The sequence below is a fragment of the Myroides odoratus genome (assembly GCF_965118575.1).
In the GTDB taxonomy this organism is placed as follows: Bacteria; Bacteroidota; Bacteroidia; order Flavobacteriales; family Flavobacteriaceae; genus Flavobacterium; species Flavobacterium odoratum_B.
Genome location: NZ_CBCPHW010000004.1, coordinates 146,996 through 169,400 on the forward strand (window position 1 = coordinate 146,996; position 22,405 = coordinate 169,400).

Below are 22,405 nucleotides of genomic sequence, written 5' to 3' on the forward strand. Positions count from 1 at the left end.
AAAGAATGGCAGTAGATTTACTACTTGGCTTGCAATGGGGTGATGAAGGTAAAGGAAAAATCGTGGATGTCCTTACTTCAAAATACGACATTATTGCACGCTTTCAAGGAGGTCCAAATGCAGGACACACCTTAGAATTTGACGGAATTAAACATGTACTTCGAACAATCCCTTCAGGTATTTTTCATAAAAATGCAATCAACATCATTGGTAATGGTGTGGTAATTGATCCTGTAGTTTTTATGAAAGAAATTGAAGGTCTAGAGCAATTCAAAATCGATTTTGTAAATCGTTTATTGATTTCTAGAAAAGCACATTTAATTCTTCCTACGCACCGTTTACTTGATGCTGCTTCTGAAACTGCAAAGGGCAAAGCAAAAATTGGTTCTACTTTAAAGGGAATCGGTCCAACGTATATGGACAAAACAGGTAGAAATGGACTTCGTGTTGGTGATATTGAATTAGTAGATTTTGAGCAAAGATATCGCGCATTAGCGGACAAGCATGAATCGATGATTAAATTTCACGATGTAGACATGCAATATAACTTGACTGAATTAGAAGAAGAATTCTTCCAAGCAGTTAACGAATTACAAAAATTAAAATTCATTGATAGTGAAGAATACTTGAACCGCGCTTTAAAAGACGGGAAAACTATTCTTGCAGAAGGAGCACAAGGATCTTTATTAGATATTGATTTTGGTACGTATCCTTTTGTTACGTCTTCAAACACAACGGCAGCAGGTGCTTGTACTGGTTTAGGTATTGCTCCGAACCGCGTTAAACAAGTTTTTGGTATTTTCAAAGCGTATACAACACGCGTTGGAAGTGGGCCTTTCCCAACGGAGTTACACGATGAAGCAGGAGCTACGATGGCTAGTGTTGGTAAAGAATTTGGTTCAGTAACAGGTCGTGCTAGACGATGTGGATGGTTAGATTTAGTTGCCTTAAAATACGCTGTAGAAGTAAATGGAGTTACAGAACTTTATATGATGAAAGCCGATGTATTATCTGGTTTTCAAACTTTAAAAGTTTGTACGAAATACACGTATAAAGGAGAAACAATCGATTATCTTCCGTACAATATTGAACCTGAAAATGTGGAACCAATCTATGAAGAAATGAAAGGTTGGAACGCTGACTTAACAGGAATGACTGCCTACGATCAATTGCCAACAGAACTACAAGATTATATTCAATTTATTGAAAACTACCTTGAGGTTCCAGTTAAAATTGTTTCTGTAGGTCCAGATAGAAAACAAACCATTGTAAAATAAAGAAATGAAAAACCACTTCCTAGGAAGTGGTTTTTTTGTATAATCAACCGTTTAAAAAAACGACTTTCTTCTTTTAAAACCTTATTTATCCATAAATAACCTTGCGATGCCATTGTCCATTACTCGGTATATTGACAAGGCTCGTCCCCATATCAAACGTTTCAAATATAGCATTCTCTCGTTCCATTTCTAGATTGCTCCCAGGGTTTTCTTCTTTTATCTTTTGCATTTCAAGTAATAAAAGGACAGGATCAAATGTATTCAATGTTGCATTGGTATCCGCTTTATCAACCGTGCCATAATTAGCAGAAATATGCGTATAGTCTGCAAAATCACGATAACCATAACAAGCTCCTTTTAGAGGAACATTTGAATTTAAGTATTGTATTAAATCATCTCTTAATTTCACGAGAACACTAACCCCGATTGCAGCTTTGTATTCAAAAATATTCGTTTTACAGAATGTATTTGAAACAGAGGCCATCACTTCGAAATAGGCTCTACACATCTCAATGCTAACTTTTGCTCGCTCTGAAACTAGATTATAACCGACGTTAAGGGGCTGAAAACTGACATTCTCATCCAATAGGCAGAACCAAATCAGTTGGGGATTAGCACATGAAAAATTATCTTTTACCGTACTTCTGATTACTGAAAGATCCTTTACTAAAGAATCATGTGAGCCTCTTACCTGGTTTAGATATACCTTTTCTGCACCAACCGTATACCCCCCTCCCACATCAGCATGGGCACCTGGTACAAAAATTTCTTTCACCTTAGCCGTATAATAATTTTCTAGATTTACTAAATCTTTACTCCCGTTTTTATTTTGAATACTCGTTAAAGGAAAATAGTCACGAGTTTCATTAACGGCACAGATATGCGTAATTTGATCTATTTTTTCCAGTTCCTCTGCCGTAAAGTGAATGATTGGTGTGACCGTTAACAAAGAAACAACGGTATCAAAAACACCTAAATACTTTATTCTAACCTTGGGAAAATTCAATGCATTTTTGGCAAAATTACGCGCTAAAGTAGCCCCTCTGCTAAAACCATATATCAATATATTTAGGGTTTCATTTGGGTGCTGTTCACTATACGTCTTTAAAAAACTTATCCCTTTATCCAGCTTATCAAGATACGAATAACCACTATATCCTAGTGGATTATTACCCGTCGCTTTTGCATATACTGAATCTTCCATCTGATCTCGTGTACCCACGCCTTCGATATATACTTTATCTGTCAGAGTGCAAGCATCAAATAATTGAGCGATGTTTGTTAGATTTCCATATTTTACTGGATCCTTTTGGGAATTCGTCATATTATTTCCCGTGCCATCGAAAAATAAAGCAATACTCGTTTCATTTGTTTGTTCCGTTTTCATAATAATATAATTTAAATAACTGATACTAAAGCAACTATTGCCTTAGAACACCATATCTTCACAAATAGTCACAGACAATTTTTATACTATAATCTAGGTGGAGAAGAAATTATTAGTCAAAATAATTCTACCGAGAACTATATTAAATATAGGAATAACTATTGGTGAAAGATATTCACCTTTCCAAGGACGTGAGCAGAAAAAAAATCAAAACCAGAAGGATAAACTAACGACTAGTACACTAGAGTATCTTTCGCATACAGGCTTTAAATTTCATTTGCTGAGCTAGCCCATGGGATTCTTCATACTTTATTATTTTTGTGTCTTGATTACCTTAAAGCAATTCGATTTTACTCCACTTCAATTTGAATCATCGTCATCTAAACAAGCCCCCCCAACTGTGCACGTTAACAGGTTTGTTTTAAAAAGAACAATCTCTTCTAAAATATAAAAACGTTGCTTTCCTTGTTTGTAGTAAAATCACATTCAATCCATCCATACCAAACTGGAGTACAGTTTCTTATTCTAACATCAAGCTTAAAAATTCCTGTGCTTCTTTCGCCACTTCCAGTACCTAGTGAACTAAATCAATACATTGATTGCACCTAAAAATAATACCGCAAAATTCCTTCCTTTTTTATATTAACTATTGAAAACCTACATCCTTTCCTCTTTTATATTTGAAAAATTCATTGAATTTTTAGCTCAAACAAACTGAATCACAAATAACGAGGTACTAAAATTCACAGTCACTTCGTTACATCGCTAAGTACCCAACACCAAACAGGGAGATAAAAAAATAAAATCACCCTCCTCCCCTTTTATTCCCTATAATTTCTTCTTAACTCAAATCGAACTTCGCATATTTTGTTTAAATTTGAAAAAAAATATAGACTTGAGAACACTCTATTTCTTTATCCTATTTTCCTTATTTAGTACGTCTAGTTTTAGCCAAGATAAAAACAAGATTATCATTCATCATGCTGATTTATCCGATCGAAATCAAGCTGAATTACCAGATGCAACGCTATTGAGAGGGAATATTACCGCAGAACACAACGGAATTATCCTTAACTGTAATAAAGCCTATTACTTTGAGAAAGAAAATTACATCAAACTTTTGGGTGATGTACGCATGAATCAAGGGGATACTTTATTTTTAAATAGCAAATATGCCGAATACAACGCGATAAACGGCTTCGCCTATGCAGAAGGTGATGTATTGGTGCGCTCTCCCGATTCCACTATAGAAACAGATACTTTGCGCTTTAACCGCAACGAAAATTTAATCTATTACAATACACCAGGTACCATTGTAAACAAGGGTAATATTTTAAAAAGTAAATCAGGCAAATACTTCATGGCTGAAAAGAAATTTCAATTCTTTACAGCCGTTACCATTACAACAACACAAGGAACAATTGTAAAATCCAATCACTTAGATTTTTATGAAGTTCCCGAACATGCCTATGTTTTTGGACCTTCTACCATTACCAATGAAGACGATTATATTTATACTGAAAATGGCTATTACGACGTCAAGCAAGACTTGGGTAAAATGGTCAAAAATTCCTATATCTGGTATGACAAGCGCAAAATAGAAGGCGATTCTATTTACTATAATAAACGCAATGAATTTGCCTCAGCTACCAATCATGTTCGCATCACGGATACGATTAATAAGTCGAGAATTACGGGACATTATGCCGAGCTTTATAAGTTGAAAGACTCCATGTTTGTTACGCAAAAGGCATTAGTTAGTATGCTGACAGAAGAAGGGGATTCCGCCTACTTTCACGCCAAGCGTATCCTCTTGACAGGCCCTGAAAAAGATCGGGTTATTCGAGGTTACTATGACGCTCGCATCTTTAGAGATAGCATGAGCGGAAAAGCAGATTCCATCCATTGGAGTGAAAAACTAGGTTTAACCCAGATGATTCGCCGTCCTGTATTGTGGAATGGAGACAGTCAAGTTACAGGTGACCTTATGCATCTACTCAGCGACTTAAAAACGGGTCAAATGGATTCAATCAAAGTACTGAACAATGCCTTTATCATTGAAAAAGACACCTTAGGTACTGGATATAATCAAGTCAAAGGAGTGAATCTGTATGGGAAATTTCAAGAAAATAAACTCAGTGAACTCGATTTAGTCAAGAATGCAGAGATGATTTATTATGCCTACAACGAAAAAAATGAATTTATAGGAATTGACAAAGGGATATGCAGTCATATTAACGTAGGTTTTAGTGCCAATGAAATTAGTACGGTAACCCTATTTGTTTCGCCAGAAAGTCAACTCTATCCCGATCAGATGCTACCTGAAAATGCGAGATACTTAAAAGATTTTATTTGGCGGGGAGATGAAAAAATAAATTCCCTCGAAGAAATCTTCAGTGACGAAGAGATTCAAGATGAAAAAGACAAAAGTGAAGAACGCGCTCAAAAACAAAAAGAGGCTGAAGAACCGATAGAGATTCAAAAAGAAACTTTAAATGCTCATACGGCCCCTCAACCAAATACAAAAGCGAAAAAGACCTCTAAATAGAAATGAAAGAAGATTTTTTTAAATACCAAGCTCAAACATCACCTAATCCATTAGCGATGGAAATATCCCACGCGAAAGGCTCTTACATATACGACAAAAACGGAAAAGCCTATTTAGACTTCGTAGCGGGTGTTTCTGCTTGTACATTAGGTCATCAAAACCCTAAAGTAAACCAGGCAATCAAAGACCAATTGGACAAATACTCTCACGTTATGGTATATGGAGAATACATTCAAGATCCTGCGGTAGAATTTTGTAAAATTTTAGCAGAAAATATTCCTGCCCCCCTATCTAAAACCTATTTAGTAAATTCAGGGACAGAAGCAACCGAAGGGGCTTTAAAATTAGCAAGACGCGTAACGGGTAGGAGTCAACTTATATCTTGTTTTAATGCCTACCACGGCAATACGATGGGATCTATGAGTGTCATGGGGTTTGAAGATCGAAAAAGAGCCTTCCGTCCGCTTCTACCAGATGTCGATTTTATTCACTTTAACAACGTAGAAGATTTAGAAAAAATCACCACCAAAACCGCAGGTATTATCTTGGAAACCATTCAAGGTGGTGCTGGATTTGTTGAGCCTTTCGATGGTTTCTTAACCAAAGTAAGAAAGCGCTGTGATGAAGTAGGTGCTTTACTGATTGTCGATGAAATTCAACCTGGATTTGGTCGTACAGGGAAATTATTTGGCTTTCAAAATTACGATGTCGTGCCAGATGTCATTGTTATGGGTAAAGGCATGGGCGGTGGAATGCCCGTAGGCGCATTTACTGCAAGTGAGGAACATATGGATCAGTTATATGACAATCCTAAATTTGGTCATATAACCACATTTGGTGGACATCCCGTTATTGCAGCAGCTAGTTTAGCTACACTAAAAGAATTGGTTGAAACGGATATTATGGCACAAACTTTGGAGAAAGAAACCTTGTTTAGAAGTTTACTGGTTCACCCCTTAATTACAGAAATTAGAGGAAGAGGACTTATGATTGCCCCTATGACTCCAAATAGCGATATTACTAACCGCGTTATATTAAAATGTCAAGAAAAAGGATTAATTTTGTTCTGGCTTTTATTTGAAGGAAAAGCAATCCGTATTACGCCACCGCTAACCATTAGCGAAACAGAAATTAAAGAAGGGTGTGCTATCCTTATAGAAGCCTTAAATGAGGTTCAAAAAGAGTTAGGTTTATAACTTTTAATTAACACACTAATAAAAAGCAATGGATTTCAATAAAAACGAAGAAGAAGAAAACAATTTATCACTTGCTCGTTTTGAGTCAATGCTCAAAACGAATAAGGTTTTGTTTTTTGATTCGGAAGAGTTTGAAAATATCATACTTCATTACCTAGATTCAGGTAAAATCAATTTGGCCAAAAAAGCATTAAAATTAGCTTTGGACCAACATCCTACTTCTATTGGTTTAAAACTAGTTGAAGTAGAAATATTAATTTTTCAAAATAAATTAGAAGCAGCCGATCGACTGTTAGATGAGATAGAACATGTAGAACCTCATAATGACGAGGTTTATATTCACAGAGCGAGTATTTACTCCAAAAAAGGCAATCACGTAGAAGCTATAAAAGCGTTAGAAAAAGCCTTGGTTATTACGGAAGATTTAGCAGATATCTATTCCCTTTTGGGTATGGAGTATTTGTTTATTGATGAAATTGAAAAAGCAAAACAAAGTTTTATTCAATGTTTAGAAAACGACGATGAAGATCAATCCACCCTCTACAATATCATTTATTGTTTTGATTTCTTAAATGAAATAGAAGAAGCTATTAGCTACTTAGATTCATTTATTGATAAAAATCCATATAGTGAAATTGCTTGGCATCAGTTAGGAAGGCAATATTTTGCCTTAAAGAACTATGAAAAAGCAGTTTGGGCCTTCAACTTTGCGACCTTAATTGATGAACAGTTCTTAGGAGCTTATTTAGAAAAGGGGAAATCACTTGAAAAATTAAAACAATACCAAGAGGCGATTGACAATTATATGATTACACTGGAGCTTGATGCACCTTCTTCTTATGTTCTGCTTCGAATTGGTATCTGCTACGAGGCGCTCAATAATTTTCCTCTTGCCATCCAGTATTACAAAAAAACAGTGCATGAGGATCCTATGTTAGACAAAGGATGGATTGCCTTAACCGATATTTACATCAAAGAAAATCAATTTGATAAAGCCTTAGTTACCCTTCAAAAAGCCATTCATATTGATGAATTAAACGAAAGATATTGGATTAGATACGCCGTTTTAAATCGCAATCTACTTCAATTTAAAGAAGCCGAAGTCGGTTACCGAAAAGCAACTGAATTGGGTGAATATATTTTAGATTACTGGATTGATTGGGCTGATATTTTATACTTGTTGGAGGAATATGAAAGTGCAATAGAAAAGCTCGTGCAGATTGAAGAAACACATCCTCATGCGGTAGAGATTTATTACCGCTTAGCGGTGTATTATTTAGCTTCAGATCAAAATGAAAAAGCCTTATTTTGGCTTGACAAAGGATTTAAAACAGACGTTAACAAAGTATCAATCATTGAGAATTTGTTTCAGGCTCAATGGGAAAATCCGATTTTACAAAATGCCCTTAAAAATTACACAAAATAAAAGAATAGCTATTCACTACCCTGAATAGCTGTTTCATTTTAACACCTTGCGCTATGATTAAGAAACAATATGGGTTAATTGGAAAAGACATCACTTATTCTTTCTCACAAAATTACTTTACGCAGAAATTCAAACAACTCCATCTCACCGATAGTAGTTATAGCAACTTTGATATCGATAAAATAAGCGAGTTTAGTGACATTTTAGAGCGTTTTGATAACCTAAAAGGCCTGAACGTTACTATTCCATACAAACAGGCTGTTATCCCCTATTTAGATAGTCTATCTAAGAAAGCTACTCAAATTGGTGCAGTTAACACCATTCGCATTACAAAGAAGAATAAATTAAAAGGGTATAACACGGATTGGTATGGTTTTTATCATTCTTTAAAACCTCTTTTAAAGAAGCAGCATACGCATGCTCTAATCTTAGGAACAGGAGGGGCAAGTAAAGCGATCGAATATGTTCTTCAAAAATTGGGAATCGCCTATAAATTTGTTAGTCGAACGAAACTCGATAATGAATTGACATATGAAGACCTGAATCAAGAAATCATTACACAGTATACACTGATCATCAATACAACCCCTTTAGGGACTTTTCCAAATGTGGAAGAAAAACCACACATTCCCTACCAATACATTAGCAATCAGCACCTTGTATATGATTTAATTTACAATCCAGAAAAAACCGAATTTTTGCGCTTGGCTGAGCAAAATCAAGCCACAATTAAAAACGGGCATGAAATGCTAGTTCTTCAAGCTGAAAAAGCATATAGAATATGGTCTAAGCGATTTCAACAAGATTAAAATTATAAAATCCAGGTACTTTATTGCGTATTAATCCGCATAATTGCTTTTACTTTAGATATTTTTTACTAAATTTGAGAATATTAGAATCCTCTTAATCAAGGATTATTGTTGTTAATTATAAGATTTTTATACCTATGTTAGAAGAAAAGAATGAAAACCTGCACGAGCTAGCAGATGGACAAAACCCGGAATCAAATACACCTAATTCTGCACATCTTGCTGAAAGAGAAAAAGCTCTAGATTCTATTACTGCATCCAATGCTGAGGAAAGTGAAGACAATGCTTTACATGAAAAAAATGACATCACAATCCTTGACTATGAGAAGCTAGATATGGAACAGCTTGCGAATGAGTTACAGAAACTTATTCAGGGCTATAAGATTACCAACATCAAAGATTTAGTAGAAGACATCAAAAAAGAATTCTACAGACAGTATACGGATTTTATCGATGAGAAGAGAGAAACTTTCTTAGAAGAAAATCCAGATGCAAATGCAAATGATTTTGAGTATATTCTGCCTGTAAAAGCAGCCTTTGATGAATCTTACAATGAATTCAGAGCGAAAAAAAATGCGTATTTCAAAGAATTACAAAATAATTTAACCGCTAACCTAAATAAGCGTTTACACATTATTGAGCAAATCAAAGATTTAGTAGATGCAAGTGAAAATAAATCAGATGCACTTAAAACATTAGGAGACTTAAGGGATGAATGGAAAAATGCTGGAGCTATTCCGAAAGACAAATACAATCACGTTTGGAATAACTATCACTTTCACCTTGAACGTTTCTATGATCAATTGCATTTAGACAGAGAATCTAGAGACTTAGACTTCAAATACAATCTAGATCAAAAACAAAAAATAATTTTACGAGCTGAAGAATTACAACAAGAAAATGATGTAATCAAAGCTTTTAGAGAACTTCAGACGTTACACCGTATCTGGAGAGAAGAAATAGGTCCTGTTGATCGTGAAATCCGCGAGGAGATTTGGGAAAAATTCAGTGATTTAACCAAGCAACTGCATGATAAACGCGAGCTTTTATTTGAAAATTTAAGAGTTGGGGAAAAAGAGAATCTGGGATTAAAAGTGCATGTTATCAGTCAAATTGATTTGTTATCAAGACAAGAGATTACTTCACATACCCAATGGCAGAAAGAGATCAAAAAAGTAGAAGAACTTCGCAATCACTTCTTCTCGATTGGTAAAGTACCCCAAGACAATAACGAAGAAGTATGGGCTTTATTCAAATTAGCAACGAGAAACTTCAATGCAAATAAGAATAGATTCTACAAAGATTTGAAGCGTATTCAACAAAAGAATTACAACGACAAGCTTGCTTTAATTGAAAAAGCTTTACAGTATAAAGACAGTGAGGATTACGATAATGTAACACCTATCATGAAGCAAATTCAAGAAGATTGGAAAAAGATTGGACACGTACCAAGAAAATATTCTGATCAACTTTGGAAAGACTTCAAAGATGCTTGTAACCATTATTTTGATCGTTTACATGCCGTTAGAAATACTGAAAACCAAGAGGGTAATGAAAATTACACCAAGAAAAAAGATTTCTTAGAAGAACTAAAATCTTTCACACTTGTTGGTGATCATAAAACGGACTTAGAAGCCATTAAAGAGAAAATCAATACGTGGAAAAACCTTGGAAATGTTCCGCATAATAAGCGTTTCATTGAAGGCAAATTCAATAAAATATTAGATGTTCTATTTGATAAATTAAGTTTGAGTAAAAGAGAAACGGAAGCGATGAAATTCTCAAATAAATTGGACGATTTATTAGGATCGAATGATAAGAGAAAACTACAACAAGAAGCTCTTTTTATTCAACGTAAAATCGAAGAGATTTCAAGCGGGGTTTTACAGTTAGAGAATAACTTAGCCTATGTTTCTAATGCTACAAAAGATAATCCATTAGTAAAAGAAGTGCATAAAAGCATTGAAAAATACAAAGATGAATTAAAAATTTGGAAAGACAAACTACAACAAATTAGAAGTTTAGATTCATAAATATAGAAAAGCTGGTATCCTACCAGCTTTTTTTTTGTGCTTTATCGTATAACCTCAACGTTTATCTTTTTGTAGATAACTGCCAAAAAAACAACTAATACTTAGGGGTAAAAATACTGAAAACCAAAATAAAAGAGTCCAAGTAGTCGTACTTTCTATTGCCGTAAAGCCAACTAACAATTGTACGCCCTGTACAAATAATAGTCCTTCTGTGAATAGAAACCCAATAACTAAGCTAATAATTCCTGCTTTAACAAGTGAATTCATTCTCATCTTCCCTTGATGTATCAGCAACCACAAACCAAATGCAGTAAGGATTCCCAACATATTTAAATGAATAAATCCTACAATCCAACTTCTCAACCCTTTTAAATCTATGGTTATTTGTTCTGATAGGACTATGAATTGCGTCCCTATTCGCAAAAGCATACAACTGCCTGCCAAAAGCAATAATAGGGTCGTAAAAGGGCTAGATTCTTGTTTTAATGTATTAAATCTGTATAGTAAAGGTTTAATCCAATATAAAACTGCTACTCCTTGTAATACCACGGCTAAGCTATTGATATAGTACAAAAAGGGAGCTTGTATATACCAACTGACAGGCAGTGCATAGCTTAGCAAAACAGAAACTATCCAAAGCATATAAAAATGCTGGAAGTGCTGTTTATTCATCGCCTCTCGAAACACTTGCGTATATAAAAGTGCAAGAAAGACAGTAAGAAACCATCCATCAAACTGGAAATGCAAGAAAAATTGAATACACAATTGATAAAAAGGACTAGTTTTTCCCATCATCCCAACAGCTGGTCCTAAAAACCAAACCCCAATTGTAGAAAGCAACATAAAAAACAAAGCTGTTTTTACCAAAAGTGCCAATTGCTTATTTACCAACGTATTATATCTCCAAATCCGGTAAACAAAGAGATAAGAGCAAATAATATGAAGTGTTGAAAAGAAAATAGAAGGCGCGGCATAGCCTTGAAAAGGAAAAGTTACAGCCATCCCCATAACCGAGACTTGCGTCACCCAAAATAACCGTTGATAAAACTTTTCTTCTTTTGGATTTTTAACTGCAAATTTCTCTACCAATAACACATAAACCAACATATACAACCATCCCAATAAAGCAAGATGAGAATGCGCATGCAAAACGTACAAAAAGGTCATTCCTTCTATTGGAAACACATAAAAACTTCGCAGTAATACACCTAATAAAGCTGCAATCAAAAAATTGGCAAATGGAATACTATAATAAATAGGTTTCATCAATAATGAGCTAAAAAATAATACTTTACTAAGTTAGGGTACTTCTTTTTGAAGTAAAAGTTTTCCGCTTTATTTCTTTTCAAACTTGCAAAAAATTTGGACATCAAACTTCTGTTTCCTTTCAAATGATAGCTTAAAGATTCCCAACGTTTTTACGGTTCGTATTTCAATAAAAAAAGGCTGTCTTTACAACAGCCTTTTTTACAATTTAAAACTAACATTTCAACTTACAATTGAATTTTACTAACTATATCCCCATTGGTATCCACCTGTGGTTCTTTGCCTTCTTCTTTAGGCATGCGCTTGGTTTTATTCGTTACATAAGCAATACCTAATTTTGTGTTTACAGCCACTGTATTCGGATGAGATCCTGTTTCCAATTCGGTTACTACTTCATAACTTTTCCCATCTACAATTGCTGTTTTACCACTCTCTCTATTTGCTAAAACAATTTTATTTGCTGTCGGTGCATATTTTACACCTAAAGAGCCTCCTTTAAATTTCACAACTTTTAGAAGTTCTCCTGAATCTGCATTAAGGATTGTTAATCCCGTAGATGAATTGGTAACAAATAATCTTCTTCCTGATGCATCAAGAGCTACATTAATTGGGCTTTCACCTCCAGATGCAAATTTTTTAATTACTTTTTTTGTTTTTGGATCGATAATAGCTACTTCATTCGTACCCATATTTGTTGCGTATAACTTATTTGTTTTTGTATCAAACACTAAGCCTGCTGTGAAGATTCCCGTATTTTCGATATAACCTTCTAAGACATCGTTATCGCCATTAATAATCCAGATTCTACCTTCTTCTTGCGTATCTGATGCATAAATTGTATTGGTTTTTTCATCGATGGCAATTTCTCTATTATGTCCATTCTCAAGTGTTCCAGGAATAACTTTTACCTGACCTGATTTTAAATCAACTACTGTAATGGCATTGGTAATGGTATTTGTTCCGTACAATTTTTGTGTTTTTTCGTTGATTGCAATGCCGAAAACAGGATTTCCTTGTACATTGATTTCTTTTTCAACAGCTAATGTATTTCCATTCAATTTGTAGATAATTCCTTCTTTATTTTTAAAATCCACTACAGAAGCTACATATACGCCATTATCTCCACTGTTGTAGGTTAATTCATACAGACCTTTTCCAACTTTTTCACTTTTATCAATGGTTTGTGCATAAGTTGTGGTTGATACAGCCAATAAACAGGCTCCTGCTAAGGTAATTTGTTTTGTGTATTTCATAATTAATTGGTATTTAATGATTACTATCTAATTCGATCATCCAAGAGAAAGCTTGTTGCCAATACCATGCTCCATGTTTCCCCATGGGATCAATTTTTACTTTATTATTTATTTGAAATTGCGCCTCGACCTGCTTGACAAAAGCCAAAACATCTTGATCCATATGAACCACTTGTCCCCCACCAATCTTTCTATTTTCTCTACCGCCCGCGTAAAAGAAATAATGTTGTTCTTGAATTTGTTCGATCTGCTGAAGTGAAAAAGAAGCCAAATACGCTTGTACATTTTGGTTGTCTTGCCACAAAGAAGGTGAAAAAACGCCTATTTTCCCGAATACCTCCGGATAAGTTAATCCACCATATAACGAGATTAATCCTCCCAAAGAGCCTCCTGCTATCCCCGTATTTTCCTTATCACTTGAAGTCCGATAGTTCGCATCTATATACGGCTTTAGTGTATTGACAATAAAGGCCATATATTGTTTTCCCTCCACGATAGGTGTTTGACTGGTTGGAAAAAAGGAATACTCTTTTTCTCTTCTATTTTTCTCGTATTCATGATCAATTCCCACGATAATATAGTTATCTCCTAAACGTTCAATGGTTTCATCCACCTCCCATTCTACAGGTCCTAATCGGCCTTCTGATATGGCTTCATCAAATAGATCTTGCCCATCGTGCATATACCAAACTGGATATTGACGTTGAGAAGTAGCATAATTTTTGGGTAAATAAATTCGAATAGCTCGTGTTCTATTGAGTTCAGGAATAACAAAATTCTCTAATACAATTAAGTCTACAGGAGCTGTAGAAGCAGGATATTGATCGCGCCACGCTTGAATCGTATTCTCAATAGTAGCCTCTTTATTAACGCTGTAATCATGTAAGTTAATTAAACGTCCCTTCGTTGAACATTCCAAGGTTTGCCAAGATCCTCTTGTAAATTTGTATTCTAAAACTCCCGTTGGAATATTTTCTAATTGTATACTATATTTCCCTTCTTCTTGAGAATTAGGTCTCAGTATATATTGAGCATCTTGGGGATTCCATGCATTGAAATTCCCTGTAATATAAATAGCTTCTTTTAGATAAGCTGGGGTATCAACTTGCACGTTGATTACTACCGTATTGCCTTTTTGTGCCTCTACATTCATCGTAATTAATCCTATTAGTAACATTCCTATTACCTTAATAATCTTCATTTACTTTCTGTTCACTTTAAATAATCCTTGCGGTTTTCCTCCTTTTCCAATTGAAATTGCCGGTTTTGCACGCAACAAGTCGCTTGACAATTCGTAAAACCCAAGTTTACTTTCACTTACAACGCGAATAAATCGCTTGCCATCAATTTTAGATACCCCTAAAGCCGCCGCAGGGGTTTCTACTAGGGTTACCCCTTCTATTTGAATTGGCGTTATCGCTTTGTTTTGAATATCGATAACTACATATTTCCAAATTGGTGTTAAATTAATGGTTTGAGGATCTGTTAAAGCGACCTCATTCACTAACGTAACTATTTTTCCCTTTTCCACATAAATCGTTGAGAACTTACCGGATGAGACAGTACTAAATAAGGTATTAAAGTCCAATTCCCAAGAAGCATCTACCAGATTTGATCCGTTCTTAATTCTCGATATTTTAGATTTATCACCTAATCCTCCAGTTTTAACCCCTTGAGTAATAAAGTATAAATCCCTATTTTCATCGAAATAATACAGTGGATTTTCATCTACAAAAGCAATATTTCCTGTATTTTTTACAGCAGTATGAGCGAGCCATTCACCAGATTTCAAATCAATAACGGCTAAATGAACATCTGTTGAAACGCCATCAAACATACCTCCTTGTGCCCCCTGATTTTTTCCAAATGTGATATCCGCATATAGTTTATCACCAGTAACCACTAATAAATGCTGTCCTAGGGCTCTAAAATTCACTCCTGTTAGTTGCAATTCTTCTTCTACTTGTTGGATCGCCGCAGTATAGTCACCTAATTTGCCTTTTTTCACCATATTAATAGGGTCAAAAATTTGAATTTCCATTGGCGTAGCTCCTTCAAAGTAGTACCCCGTATTTCCGTCCTCAGTTAGTGTAAAGTTTCCTGATCCAGCAATTTTCGGTTCTACTGCAATCGCTTTTGTTGAATAGAATCCCTGATTATCAAATACAAATTGGCCTAAACTTCTTGCATTATTATCATCAAACATGCGATAAACTCGATTTCCATATTGGCGATAACCCCCCATGCCACCTGAAGCCGTTGTATTTCCTGTAGCATTATCAATCAATCCTGTTGGGAATTCTTGATATCCTTTTAAAAAACCATTTTTAATAGGCCCTTTTCCTTCTGACAAAGTCATCACAAAGTACATACTTTCCGCACCAATTGGCGGTTCTGGGTCCTTGCCTTTTGTATTATCGTCCGAAGAGCATCCTGTTATAACTAAAGGCAGAATAAAAGCCAAGGATAAAATTCGTTTCATTGTTTTCATAGATTAATTGAGTTTATAATTGAACTTCAGATAGCAACTTCTACCTGCTTTTTGAATTTTATAATAATCATATACGTCTTGGTTCAATACATTTCTTATTTCAATCCCTAAAGACCAGCCTTTTTCAGGCCATTCATAAACCGTACCTAACGTCAATGAGGTTTGATCAGGAACGATATTCTTTACATCTCCTTTACTACTTCCAAAAAGCCCTAGAAATCCACTTGGTTCCATAGATTTATCAATGGGTTGTATGTAAAATTCTCTAACAAAATTGAGGTGAGTATACAAAGTCAAAACATCTTGGGTCGTAAAGATTTTCTTCCATTGGCTTTCTGCACCTATATTGGCAAAGAAATAAGGAGTATTAGGTACGCGATTTCCTTTCAACCACTGATCGGCTATATTTTCAAAACGACCATAGCGTATGCTTTGCCAGGTAAAATTGTTGTATAATTTAATTTGATTGAAGAGTTTAAAATTGAAATCTCCTTCAAAACCGTAACCTACAGCACGTTCTTTATTAATAAAAAGTGACAAAGGAGGATTTCCTGCGGCAAGGACGATAATATCTTTCGTGCGACGATAGAAAGTATTAAAGCTGTATTCAAATCGCCCTTCTTGTTTATCGAATCCCAAATTAAAATTCACGCTTTGTTCGGGTTTCAAATCAAAATTAGAGGCAATAAATAAATTATCACCAAACAATTCACTATATCCTGGTAAACGTCGAGCATTCTCGACAGAAAAACGCAAGTTTATTTTTTCATTGACTTGATATTTAGTCGCCATTGCCCAGCCCCAAGCAGTATTTGAAGTTGTATGCAAATCCGCTGTTCTCAAATCTACATTATACGCTGTGTTTAATCCTTCACTTGAATAAATGTAGTTTTTTACAAGTAAATTCGTTTCTAATTTATTGGAAAACCACTGACTTGTTAATCCTAAAGCTATCGTATTTTTTTTGTAATAAGAGGGGATTTCAATACTTAGCTGCTGGGTATCTTCGATTTTTTTACCATACGTATCTGTTCCTACTCTTTTGGTATAGTTGTAGGTCGAATTAAGCCATACCTGTTGGGTATTACTCCATTGGAATCCAAGTAGTGTTCGGCTTGTAAAGAAGGTCATATCAATAGCTGCATCCATGGGATGATCTCCTTCTCCTCTATACCCTCGAGGCGAAAATTCACCCAGCCAATTGTACCGCCCTTGTAGGGTATCGATTGCATTTGATTTGACTACATTATAAGCTAAAAATTGATCCATAGACCATCGATCTTGAAAAAGCTTTTTCTTATATCGTAAGGAAGGGATTAAGCTGTGTTGTTGATCTTCAATTCCTCCATACGGGGTTGCCATTGTGGTAGGACTGTGTTGAATTTGTTTGTCTAGGGTGTAATAACTAAAATCCAATTGAAGTAAATCAGCTGCCTTCAAATTGGTTACACCCAAATAAATAGTAGAGTAATACTGTCGGTATCTATTGTGAAAAAGGCGAACTTTAGCTTCAGTAGAAGCTAATGCTAAATCCGGTGTTTTAATTTTGTAATCATTATCCGAATAATTAGAGAAGAATTCTCCGCCTATATAAAAATTAGTATTGAGGTTATAATGACCTCGTACTGCACTTCGAAAGGTATTGAAAGAGCCATATTCTAAAGAAGCTCTCAAGGTATTTGTTTGTGTAGTATTCGAAACAAAATTAACAGCTCCGCCCAAAACATCACTCGCTAAGTGAACGGGTATAACCCCTTTGTAGACCTCAACCTTACTCAAAAGATCCATAGGAATAGTGGAAATACTATAGGCATTACCTAAATAATTTAAGGGAATACCATCTTTGAAATAGCGAATCGCATGACCTTGAAAACCATTTAGACTAACATTCGTTTCACCACCTAACCCTCCGCTTTGCCTCACGCGTATACCTGTTGTGCGATTCATTAAATCACTTAAAGACGTTGGACGCACAACTTGACTTTTCGTATCTATGTTTACGGCCCGAATAATTCCTCGATGGACTTCTGAGGCTTCTGAGTTTTTGGTTATTTTGATATCCGCTAGTATCGTAAGATTTTTATTCAGTGTTAATAAATGCGTATCCCCTTTCGACAAATTTAGCACTTGTTGTAGCGTTTGATAACCTTCTGCTAAAACAAGAACTTCATAGGTTCCCTCTCTTTTTAACTCCAAGTTCAAATGCCCTAAGGAGTCAGCGGGATAAGCTTCTTGATCTAAATACAATACTGCTTGCCGAAGCACTTGTTTTTCCTGATTCTCAAAATTAAAAAAAACGGTATTTTGAGCGAAGAGACTGCTCGCTGTAAGAAGAAAACCAATGAATAGGGATTTGCTTACCACTTCGTTATTTATATTTAGTTTAAATAAAAACAAAAGTATAGTAAAAAATCACATTAACAAGAATAATTCTAAATAATATTGGATTGGTTCGTTTTATTCCCTGTTTAGAATTGTAAACAGGGAATAGAGAGGTGTTCAGTTAATCGTTACCCGTTCACTTAACACCTTCTTCTTTTAAAACAAGTTTTCTAAAGCGAATAGCGAGTATAACAAAAAAGATCAGATAAGCAATATTAAATCCAGCGGCACTTATCCAGGCCTTTAGAAGAGAATCAGGCAAAAGAATCTTTATCGGTTGTAGATACAGTGTAATAAACACAGGAGAAATCAAACCTGCCCATTTAGGTAGAATTGTTTTACCACAAAATACACCTATTGAAAATAACAACCAGCCCAATAGCAGAACGGCAATTGCTGTTCCCCACGCAATATAAAGTACGCGCGTAAAACCTGTGGCTACTTCTAATAAATAAGGATGTGCAATAGGATCCGTATGATATATCGCTTTAAATATTTCGCCATTATAATAAAAAACAGCATGGCCTAAGGGCATCAACACAACACTAAGGATTAATATAAAATACGTAATCCAAGCATACGATTTCGCTTTATCTTTAAAATATTGATACGCCAACCACACGGCAGGCAAAAACAAAAAAGCAGACATAGAAGCAATTAGTGCCCCAAACATAAGGCGTTGAGAAGACCCTTCTATCATTAAAAGCGCTAGCGTTGTGTCGAGTTCTTCCGCATACGTTTGTGTAAATAAGGGATATTTAGAGGGGTCTACCTGAAAACCTACAATTAAAATATCGCCAATTACCCAAAGGATGGAAGCAATAATACTTGAAACAAAGGACCACTTAATTTTTGTTGAATAATTCATGTTTAATTCGATTAGTTTTAAAATGTTTATAATTCGATTTTTTATTTTCTTTCACTTACAACTTCACCTGTTTTGTTTTTATTTTCAATTTCTTTGCGCTCTTAACAATGGCATAGATTACCATAGCAAATACAAACCAATCAATCGCTGCGCTAGCCCAATAAATGCTGCTTATTCCATATATTCCAGGTATAAAAAGCATAATTGGAATATAAAAGACTACTTGTCGAAGGATACTGATGATCGTTGCGGGTTTAGCATCTTCGATTGCGGGAAACCAAACCATAGCCATAAATACAAAAGGCAATACCAGCAATACACTCATATAAATGCGAAAGTCTGCAAGTTGATGGGTAAGAAATTCCACATGAGGAATCATCACAGACAATACACCAGAAGGAAAAAGCATAACAAACAACCAGAATGGAAGTAATATAGCCAAGCCTACCAGCGAGAATAAACGATAGGATTTGATGCTTCTGGCATAATTTTGAGCACCATAATTCATCCCAGCCACAGGTTGTAAAGCGCGCATTAGTCCCCATAAAGGGGTATTCAATAAGATATAGAAACGGTTAACTGCAGTAAAAAAGGTGATATCTCCATCCGTACCATATTTAGCCAAGGCATTGAAAACTACAATATTTTGAATAACAATCATGACCATCATAACGAATCCGGGCATTCCAAGAGATAAAGCCTCTTTTACAATAGCTGTGTCTCGTTTTAGAGACCAAAATTTTGTTTGAAACGAAGATTTACCCTTGGCGTAATATCTTATCCCAAGCAAGGTATAAATAAGCATGGAAGCATTGGTTGCCCAAGCGGCACCAGCTACTCCCCATCCAAATACATCAATAAACACGGGTTTTAAGATTAAATCTACGAGTAATCCTACAGCAATCATCCAAGCTGCCGTTTTCATTCGACCCTCTGCTCGGATAATCATATTCAACGCCAAACCGTGAATCCAAAAAAAACTTCCCAAAATCGTGACCTGAAAATATTCTACGCCTAAGGTTAAAATCTCTCCACGTCCGCCCATCATATACACTAATTCTTCCGCAAAAAAGTAACAAGGAAAGGTTAATACAAGAGAAAAAACAAGTGTTAAATAATTGACCGTACCCATAGACTTTTTAAGTTTGTCCGTATCCTTTGAACCAATCCAAATACTAATAGCAGAACCAATTCCCGTACCAATTAATGTGCCGAAACCTTGCGCAAATTGCGCTAAAGGATACGCAATACCTACGGCCGCTAAAGCTGTATTACTAATAAGATGACCGACAAAAATTCCATCTAAAAAATTGTTCAAACCATATAAAACCATTGCAACAACAGCTGGCCAAGCCAAATGCCACATAACTTTCGGCAGCTTGCCTTCTAAAATTAATTGTGTTTGTTTATCCATATCTTTTCGCTTTGATTTAGATAGAATAGAGTCTCTTACCTACTCCTTTTCACTTTTTTAAAGACGGCTGCTTTACCAAAAAAAGACAGCATCTATTAAGATTCATTCTAAATAATTAATATATTTGCGCAAAGATAGGAGCTCCATTGTTTCCTGATGTCCCAAATACGGATTAAAAAGTCCGTCAAAAAAAAATCAAAATTCACAGCTATGACCGTACGATTATACGATAGTAAGCACAAGTATCTCTTGGTAGAAAAGGAATACCCTACCGACTTGTTTGAAACCAAAAAAGATGTAGTAAAAGAATCTACTACCTATTTAAATTCGTTTATTGGTCAAGGTACTTATAAAGAAATCTATTTTGATGGTGTTCATATAGGGTTTGGTGATGTTCGATTGGCAAATAAGCTAGTCTTGGGATTTGAAAGTGATTTTGAAACCATTGAAATGCACTTTACAATGAAAGGGAGATCCACCGCACATACGAGTCAATTTGACAAGTCTATTAGTTTTCATGCCCATTCCCACAATATTTTGTACACGAATGGCATAGGGGGTCAAATGCAATGGGAGAATGAGCCCTTTCAACTCTGTGAAATTAATTTAAGCCCTTCGTTTTTCACTCGTTTCTTGCCTTCTGACAATCAATTCTTTGACAAATTCAGAAATGCTATTGAGAAGGGACAATCTAGTTTATTACAACCCCAACATTATCGGATTAATCATCAGATGTATCAACTCATTGAGCAAATCATCACCTGTGATAAAAAGGGAATTTTTAAGCGTTTATTCTTAGAAGCAAAAGTCATTGAGTTATTGCTTTTGCAATTAGAACAGTTTTATGAAGAACTACCCTATCAAGGGTCTTTAAAAAAACAAGATATCGACAAAATATATGCCGTTAAGGATTTTATGATTCAAAATTTAGATAGTACCTCTTCTCTAGCTGATTTGGCTCATCAAGTAGGAACGAATGAATTTATCCTTAAAAAAGGCTTTAAAGAGTTATTTGGAACTACCGTTTTCAATTTCTGGGCCCATGAAAAAATGGAATATGCCAAGCAATTATTAACGACACAAATGCTACATATAAGCGAAGTTTCGGATTGTATAGGGTATAAAAATCAACGTCATTTTTCTACCGCTTTCAAGAAAAAGTACGGTATTTCTCCAAGTTCACTCTATAAATAAAAGAACTCGTTCTCTACTTCATACCAAATGATCCTTAAGAAAATAACTTACGAGGGCTTATTCTACTACTACCCTATATAGCTTCGCTTCTTAGAAACTAGAGGACAGTCTATGCTGTTTTTCTATTACTAAACGACGAGGTTTTTTATATTGGGCAAGAATATGCCACGAATACAAAATACTTCTCTAATCTCTTCTGGTTTCACTGTTAATCCCTCAAAGGTATCATTATCACTTACAAATACTAATTCCTTATTTTCCAATTTGCGTTTAAAGCGATAAAACAAAATACCTTTATTTTCCACAACTAGTATATAAATATGCCAGGGTTTCATTTCTTCCATATCAATCTTCATGGCTAAGACATAAGAACTCAATTTAATAGTAGGAAACATATTCTCTACCCCAATTTGAAAGCCTATATGAACTTCCTCCTCTGTCGGAAATACACAAGTTGACGAAGTTGCTAAGCATTTTTCGGGATTAATAAAATATTCAATGTGATTATTCACTGAAATCATTTTTACTACTCTATGTTCTAGATCGATATTATACACCGAATTTGGATGCACTAAAAAAACTTCATTTAAGTCTATTTTATATTGCTTACAAACCTCAATAATTTTATCATAACGCAACGTCTCTCTTATTTTCCAAGAGGATAAGGTATTGGGTTTTATTTCCAATAAATTTGCGAGTTCCAAATCTGTTTTAAGACCTAACAATTGCTTCAGTCTTTTGATAATGTCATTTGTTTCTAACATAGTTTCGTTTTTTAAGTAATTTCCTGTTTTTACATTCCTCCACTAGAACAGATTGTTAAACACTTTATCGATAAACAATCCAAACTAAGCTTTAAAG

16 protein-coding genes are annotated in these 22,405 nt (G+C 35.0%); 7 read left to right on the forward strand and 9 right to left on the reverse strand.

The window, feature by feature from the left end; translation table 11 throughout:
* Positions 1-5 precede the first annotated feature (5 nt).
* Positions 6-1,277 carry an adenylosuccinate synthase gene (locus ACMHJ2_RS04730; RefSeq protein ID WP_413511811.1) on the forward strand — a complete coding sequence of 424 codons (1,272 nt, stop codon included), beginning with the start codon at positions 6-8 and terminating at the stop codon, positions 1,275-1,277.
* An 85-nt stretch (positions 1,278-1,362) separates the two neighbouring features.
* On the opposite strand, the gene ACMHJ2_RS04735 is transcribed toward ACMHJ2_RS04730, so the two are convergent.
* Positions 1,363-2,664 carry a T6SS phospholipase effector Tle1-like catalytic domain-containing protein gene (locus tag ACMHJ2_RS04735; protein WP_413511812.1) on the reverse strand — a complete coding sequence of 434 codons (1,302 nt, stop codon included), beginning with the start codon at positions 2,662-2,664 and terminating at the stop codon, positions 1,363-1,365.
* Between the two features lie 895 nt (positions 2,665-3,559).
* Here ACMHJ2_RS04735 and ACMHJ2_RS04740 point away from each other — a divergent pair.
* From ACMHJ2_RS04740 to ACMHJ2_RS04760, 5 genes are all read left to right on the forward strand, one after another.
* Positions 3,560-5,212 (forward strand): OstA-like protein, encoded by a 1,653-nt coding sequence (locus tag ACMHJ2_RS04740; RefSeq protein ID WP_413511907.1) that lies wholly within the window; start codon positions 3,560-3,562, stop codon positions 5,210-5,212.
* Positions 5,213-5,214: 2 nt separating this feature from the next.
* Positions 5,215-6,408, forward strand: coding sequence for an aspartate aminotransferase family protein (locus ACMHJ2_RS04745; RefSeq protein ID WP_413511813.1), 1,194 nt, complete (start codon positions 5,215-5,217; stop codon positions 6,406-6,408).
* A gap of 28 nt (positions 6,409-6,436) precedes the next feature.
* Positions 6,437-7,834 carry a tetratricopeptide repeat protein gene (locus tag ACMHJ2_RS04750; protein ID WP_413511814.1) on the forward strand — a complete coding sequence of 466 codons (1,398 nt, stop codon included), beginning with the start codon at positions 6,437-6,439 and terminating at the stop codon, positions 7,832-7,834.
* Positions 7,835-7,887: 53 nt separating this feature from the next.
* Positions 7,888-8,643, forward strand: coding sequence for a shikimate dehydrogenase family protein (locus tag ACMHJ2_RS04755; RefSeq protein WP_413511815.1), 756 nt, complete (start codon positions 7,888-7,890; stop codon positions 8,641-8,643).
* Between the two features lie 137 nt (positions 8,644-8,780).
* Positions 8,781-10,676, forward strand: coding sequence for a DUF349 domain-containing protein (locus ACMHJ2_RS04760; protein ID WP_413511816.1), 1,896 nt, complete (start codon positions 8,781-8,783; stop codon positions 10,674-10,676).
* Positions 10,677-10,730: 54 nt separating this feature from the next.
* Here ACMHJ2_RS04760 and ACMHJ2_RS04765 read toward each other — a convergent pair whose 3' ends face one another.
* The 7 genes from ACMHJ2_RS04765 to ACMHJ2_RS04795 all read right to left on the reverse strand — a co-directional run bounded on the left by ACMHJ2_RS04765 (position 10,731) and on the right by ACMHJ2_RS04795 (position 20,350).
* Positions 10,731-11,942, reverse strand: a complete 1,212-nt coding sequence (locus ACMHJ2_RS04765) for a hypothetical protein (protein ID WP_413511817.1) — start codon at positions 11,940-11,942, stop codon at positions 10,731-10,733.
* 227 nt (positions 11,943-12,169) lie between these two features.
* Positions 12,170-13,195 (reverse strand): YncE family protein, encoded by a 1,026-nt coding sequence (locus ACMHJ2_RS04770; protein WP_413511818.1) that lies wholly within the window; start codon positions 13,193-13,195, stop codon positions 12,170-12,172.
* Between the two features lie 13 nt (positions 13,196-13,208).
* A complete protein-coding gene (locus ACMHJ2_RS04775; RefSeq protein ID WP_413511819.1) occupies positions 13,209-14,396 on the reverse strand; it encodes an alpha/beta hydrolase-fold protein in 1,188 nt (395 codons plus the stop codon).
* On the reverse strand, positions 14,397-15,686 hold the full coding sequence (locus ACMHJ2_RS04780; protein ID WP_413511820.1) for a hypothetical protein: 1,290 nt from the start codon (positions 15,684-15,686) through the stop codon (positions 14,397-14,399). It abuts the gene before it with no gap.
* 3 nt (positions 15,687-15,689) lie between these two features.
* Positions 15,690-18,050 (reverse strand): TonB-dependent receptor, encoded by a 2,361-nt coding sequence (locus ACMHJ2_RS04785; RefSeq protein WP_413511821.1) that lies wholly within the window; start codon positions 18,048-18,050, stop codon positions 15,690-15,692.
* Positions 18,051-18,204: 154 nt separating this feature from the next.
* Positions 18,205-18,936, reverse strand: coding sequence for a DUF6796 family protein (locus tag ACMHJ2_RS04790; RefSeq protein WP_413511822.1), 732 nt, complete (start codon positions 18,934-18,936; stop codon positions 18,205-18,207).
* A gap of 55 nt (positions 18,937-18,991) precedes the next feature.
* The gene (locus tag ACMHJ2_RS04795) at positions 18,992-20,350 is read right to left on the reverse strand and encodes an MATE family efflux transporter (protein WP_413511823.1); all 1,359 of its coding nucleotides are present in this window, start codon (positions 20,348-20,350) and stop codon (positions 18,992-18,994) included.
* A gap of 210 nt (positions 20,351-20,560) precedes the next feature.
* Between ACMHJ2_RS04795 and ACMHJ2_RS04800 the strand changes: the two genes are divergently transcribed.
* The gene (locus ACMHJ2_RS04800; RefSeq protein ID WP_413511824.1) at positions 20,561-21,544 is read left to right on the forward strand and encodes a helix-turn-helix transcriptional regulator; all 984 of its coding nucleotides are present in this window, start codon (positions 20,561-20,563) and stop codon (positions 21,542-21,544) included.
* 128 nt (positions 21,545-21,672) lie between these two features.
* Here ACMHJ2_RS04800 and ACMHJ2_RS04805 read toward each other — a convergent pair whose 3' ends face one another.
* Positions 21,673-22,308, reverse strand: coding sequence for a helix-turn-helix domain-containing protein (locus ACMHJ2_RS04805; protein WP_413511825.1), 636 nt, complete (start codon positions 22,306-22,308; stop codon positions 21,673-21,675).
* Positions 22,309-22,405: the final 97 nt, after the last annotated feature.

Coding starts and splice junctions, on each gene's coding strand:
- ACMHJ2_RS04730 (WP_413511811.1), top strand. CDS start 6: ATGGCAGTAGATTTACTACTTGGCTTGCAATGGGGTGATGAAGGTAAA.
- ACMHJ2_RS04735 (WP_413511812.1), bottom strand. CDS start 2,664: ATGAAAACGGAACAAACAAATGAAACGAGTATTGCTTTATTTTTCGAT.
- ACMHJ2_RS04745 (WP_413511813.1), top strand. CDS start 5,215: ATGAAAGAAGATTTTTTTAAATACCAAGCTCAAACATCACCTAATCCA.
- ACMHJ2_RS04750 (WP_413511814.1), top strand. CDS start 6,437: ATGGATTTCAATAAAAACGAAGAAGAAGAAAACAATTTATCACTTGCT.
- ACMHJ2_RS04755 (WP_413511815.1), top strand. CDS start 7,888: ATGATTAAGAAACAATATGGGTTAATTGGAAAAGACATCACTTATTCT.
- ACMHJ2_RS04760 (WP_413511816.1), top strand. CDS start 8,781: ATGTTAGAAGAAAAGAATGAAAACCTGCACGAGCTAGCAGATGGACAA.
- ACMHJ2_RS04765 (WP_413511817.1), bottom strand. CDS start 11,942: ATGAAACCTATTTATTATAGTATTCCATTTGCCAATTTTTTGATTGCA.
- ACMHJ2_RS04770 (WP_413511818.1), bottom strand. CDS start 13,195: ATGAAATACACAAAACAAATTACCTTAGCAGGAGCCTGTTTATTGGCT.
- ACMHJ2_RS04775 (WP_413511819.1), bottom strand. CDS start 14,396: ATGAAGATTATTAAGGTAATAGGAATGTTACTAATAGGATTAATTACG.
- ACMHJ2_RS04780 (WP_413511820.1), bottom strand. CDS start 15,686: ATGAAAACAATGAAACGAATTTTATCCTTGGCTTTTATTCTGCCTTTA.
- ACMHJ2_RS04790 (WP_413511822.1), bottom strand. CDS start 18,936: ATGAATTATTCAACAAAAATTAAGTGGTCCTTTGTTTCAAGTATTATT.
- ACMHJ2_RS04795 (WP_413511823.1), bottom strand. CDS start 20,350: ATGGATAAACAAACACAATTAATTTTAGAAGGCAAGCTGCCGAAAGTT.
- ACMHJ2_RS04800 (WP_413511824.1), top strand. CDS start 20,561: ATGACCGTACGATTATACGATAGTAAGCACAAGTATCTCTTGGTAGAA.
- ACMHJ2_RS04805 (WP_413511825.1), bottom strand. CDS start 22,308: ATGTTAGAAACAAATGACATTATCAAAAGACTGAAGCAATTGTTAGGT.